The organism is Protofrankia sp. CiP1_Cm_nod4, assembly GCF_982290645.1.
This window is the reverse complement of sequence record NZ_CEVIVC010000031.1, coordinates 21678-25033: the sequence shown is the minus strand read 5'-3', so window position 1 is coordinate 25033 and position 3356 is coordinate 21678. Positions and strand designations below refer to the sequence as shown.

The window sequence follows — 3356 nt, the reverse complement described above, 5'->3', positions numbered from 1 at the left end:
ATACTAGCTATCATACTAGCTATCATGTTAGCTAGTATGATGAGCCTTGGTACCAGCCGTGGCGTGACGGGTAGCGGAGGCATCCGCCCGCTGATCCAGCCGACAGCCTTCTCACCCAGCAAGGGCCAGCGGTTGCCGCCGCTCGACGCCCCCTACCCCGCCAGGACCGTACTGCCACCTCATATCGGAGCGTGGGCAGGGCTTGCGGCACATCTCGGCCGATCGTCTTCGGCTGACGGTAGGCTTGTAATCATGGCTGACACGCGTGGAGCGCCGACGTCCCGCTATCAGCGACCCTATGCCGTCGCGGGGAGCCTGGACCTGCTGCGCGGGCCGTCGTCCGGTGTCGTCCGGCTGCCAGCGCACCTGGACTGGTCCGGCAACGCCGAGTACGATCTTGACGCTCCCGGCAGGGTCGTCGACCTCTACCGCGCCGTCCTCCTCGAGGCGGCCAGCCCACAGGACCTCTACACGTACCTGAACGCCGGGATGCTGCGGCGCCTGTGGGCGTTGCTGTGGCTGCCGGCGCAGCTCAGGAGAGCCTGGGAGCAGAAATTCCCGGTTCTCGCCGAAATCAGCCGGGTCACCGCCACCGCGTAGGCGCAGGCATGGAGCCCCGACACGAAAGGATCACGAAGATCGCTCTGGCTGCCGGGGAACGGTACGGGCTCGCGCTCGCGGGTGGCTATGCGGTCCAGGCGCACGGGATGGGCTCCCGCCCGAGCGGGGATGTCGACCTGTTCACCAGTTGGCAGTGCCGTAACGAGTTCCCGGAGTTGACGTCGGCGGTCGTCTCCGCTCTGGAGGCAGCCGGGTACGTGATATCGATCGCCATGCGGGCCGAAACATTCGCTCGGTTGATGGTGGCCGACCCGTCCGACGGTACGGCCGAGAAGGTCGAACTCTCTGCGGACTGGCGGGCACACGATCCGATTCAGCTTGATATCGGGCCCGTCCTGCATGCGGACGACGCCATAGCGAACAAGATGTGTGCCCTGTTCGGACGCGCCATGCAGCGTGACTTTCTCGATGTCGATGCCGCCATCATGAGCGGTCGTTACTCGCGTGAGGACCTGCTCGAACTGGCCGCCGCGACCGATCCCGGCTTCGACCCCCTGATCTTCGCTGATGCGCTCGGCGCGCTGACACAGATCACCGATACGGCGTTCGCCGAGTATGGCGCCGACCCCCGTGCGATCGCCGAAATGCGCCAACGGTTCGCCGACTGGCGGAGGCGTCTGCTTGCCGAGAAGCCCGGATTCGGCTAACCCGAGCCGGCCAGACCGAGAACCGCTCGGGTACGCGACCTACCCTCACGGATCGCGATCTCCCACTGCTGATCATGCCGAACTATCGGTCATGCTAGCTAGCATGACCGATAGTGAAGGAATGGGTACCTGACGCTGATCTTGCCGAGATTGTCGACAACCCTCGTGTCATCGGTACGGATATCACAACATATACCGTGGCCGGTACCGGCGCCGCACACGTTCCGTATTCACCGGTGCTCCGCCTGACGGTAGCTTCCGCGTCCAGTGATTCACGGCGGCCGATGGCCGTGCCCTTCGCCGTCGTCGCCGGACCTTGCTTTCCAGCGGAAAGATTCGGAGCCGCCGCCCCGTGGCGCGGCTCGAACAGGCGCTATCGGGGGGTGGCGGGCTCGGCCAGTGGTGTGTAGGCGTCCGGGCGGCGCGTGGTGAGGAACGGGAACAGGTCGAGCCAGTCACGTCTCTGGTCGAGGTCGAGGTCGGCGACGAGCACGGCGGGTTCGTCGCGGGGGGCCTGCACGAGAACCCGGCCGTAGGGATCCGAGATGAACGAACTGCCGTAGAAGGTCAGCGTGCCTTCCGAGCCGATCCGGTTGACCGCCACCATGAAGGTGCCGTTGGCGATACCGTTCCCGACGATGACCTGCTGCCACAGCGGCCGGGTGTCGAATCCCGGGTGGTCCGGTTCGGAGCCGATGGCCGTGGGATACACCAGGACGTCGGCACCGGCGAGAGAATAGGCGCGGGCCAGCTCCGGAAACCACTGGTCCCAGCAGGTGGGGAAGCCGAACCGGGCCGCTCCCAGGCCGAGGACCGGATAGGCCGCCGGCCCGGCGGGTCCCCCACGGAAGTAACGGTCCTCGTAGTAGCCGGCCGTAACCGGAATGTGCAGCTTGCGGGTGCGCGCCAGCAGCGCGCCGTCCGGCGCGACGGCGATGGCCGTGTTGTAGCCGAGTCCGTCGTCGCCGTCGTCGCCGTCGCCGTCGGCCCGCTCGTAGAGCGAGGCGTGCACCGGGACGTCCAGCTCCGCGGCCAGCGAAGCGGCGAACCGGCGCGTCGGCCCGTCCTCGACGCTCTCGGCGAGAGCCGCCGGGCTGTCCTGCGGACGGACGTCGGCGAAGTACCGCGACAGGGTGAGCTCCTGGAAACAGATCAGCTCCGCTCCCAGCTCGGCCGCGATCCGCGCGCCGTCACGCAGCGCCGCCGCGTGTTCGGCCGGGTCGCGATGCCAGCGCTGCTGTACGGCACCGAGACGGAACGGGGGGCGGGCCGGAGGGCTGACGCGCGCGGGCGACGTACGTGTCCCGATACTGGTAACCGTCAGCATGCGTCGATGCTCCCATGCCCCCGGCCCCCCTGCTCCCGCGCTGCGCGGCTGCCATCAGGACGGAGGTGAGCGTCTTGTCGCGACGGATGCCCGCGGAGTGGGAGCCGCACGCACGCACCTGGATGGCCTTTCCACCCCCCAGCGCCACGTTCGGCCCGGAGGGCTCCCAGACGCTCGGCGCGGCCCGTTCGGCCTGGGCCGGCGTCGCCCGGCTGGTCGCCGGGTACGAGCCGGTGACGCTCGTCGCCCACCCCGGCCAGGGCGCGGTGGCGGCGCGGCTGGCCGGGCCGGGTGTGCGGGTGGTGGAACGGGAGCTGGACGACGCGTGGATCCGCGACACCGGCCCGACGTTCACCATCGAGGACGGGACCCGCCTGGGGGCGGTGGACTGGGTCTTCAACGGCTGGGGCGCCCAGGACTGGGCGACGTGGGAGGCCGACGCCGGGCTCGGGGCGGACCTCGCCGTACAGGCCGGCGCGACACCACGCCGCTCGGCGCTCACGAACGAAGGCGGCGGTTTCCATGTCGACGGGGCGGGGACGGTGCTGCTCACCGAGACGGTGCAACTCGACCCCCGCCGGAACCCGGGCTGGAGCCGGGAACAGGTCGGGGCCGAGATACACGCACAGCTTGGCACCCGTCACGCGGTCTGGCTGCCGCGTGGTCTGACCGCCGACTACCACCGCCTCGGCACCCGCGGCCATATCGACATCGTTGCCGCGTTCACGCCGACCGGCCCCATTGCCGTGCACGCCCAGCCC

At 69.0% G+C, this 3356-nt stretch carries 4 protein-coding genes; 3 read left to right on the top strand and 1 reads right to left on the bottom strand.

The window, feature by feature from the left end; genetic code table 11:
• The first annotated feature begins 252 nt into the window (after window positions 1–252).
• Together AC5LSR_RS08510 and AC5LSR_RS08505 are read left to right on the top strand one after the other, a co-directional pair.
• Window positions 253–600 carry a hypothetical protein gene (locus tag AC5LSR_RS08510; protein ID WP_250286307.1) on the top strand — a complete coding sequence of 116 codons (348 nt, stop codon included), beginning with the start codon at window positions 253–255 and terminating at the stop codon, window positions 598–600.
• An 8-nt stretch (window positions 601–608) separates the two neighbouring features.
• Window positions 609–1268, top strand: a complete 660-nt coding sequence (locus AC5LSR_RS08505) for a nucleotidyl transferase AbiEii/AbiGii toxin family protein (RefSeq protein ID WP_250286304.1) — start codon at window positions 609–611, stop codon at window positions 1266–1268.
• Between the two features lie 373 nt (window positions 1269–1641).
• Here AC5LSR_RS08505 and AC5LSR_RS08500 read toward each other — a convergent pair whose 3' ends face one another.
• Window positions 1642–2595 (bottom strand): nitrilase-related carbon-nitrogen hydrolase, encoded by a 954-nt coding sequence (locus tag AC5LSR_RS08500; RefSeq protein ID WP_250286302.1) that lies wholly within the window; start codon window positions 2593–2595, stop codon window positions 1642–1644.
• Between the two features lie 65 nt (window positions 2596–2660).
• Here AC5LSR_RS08500 and AC5LSR_RS08495 point away from each other — a divergent pair.
• On the top strand, window positions 2661–3356 hold a 696-nt coding region (locus AC5LSR_RS08495), incomplete at its 3' end, for an agmatine deiminase family protein (RefSeq protein ID WP_493468325.1).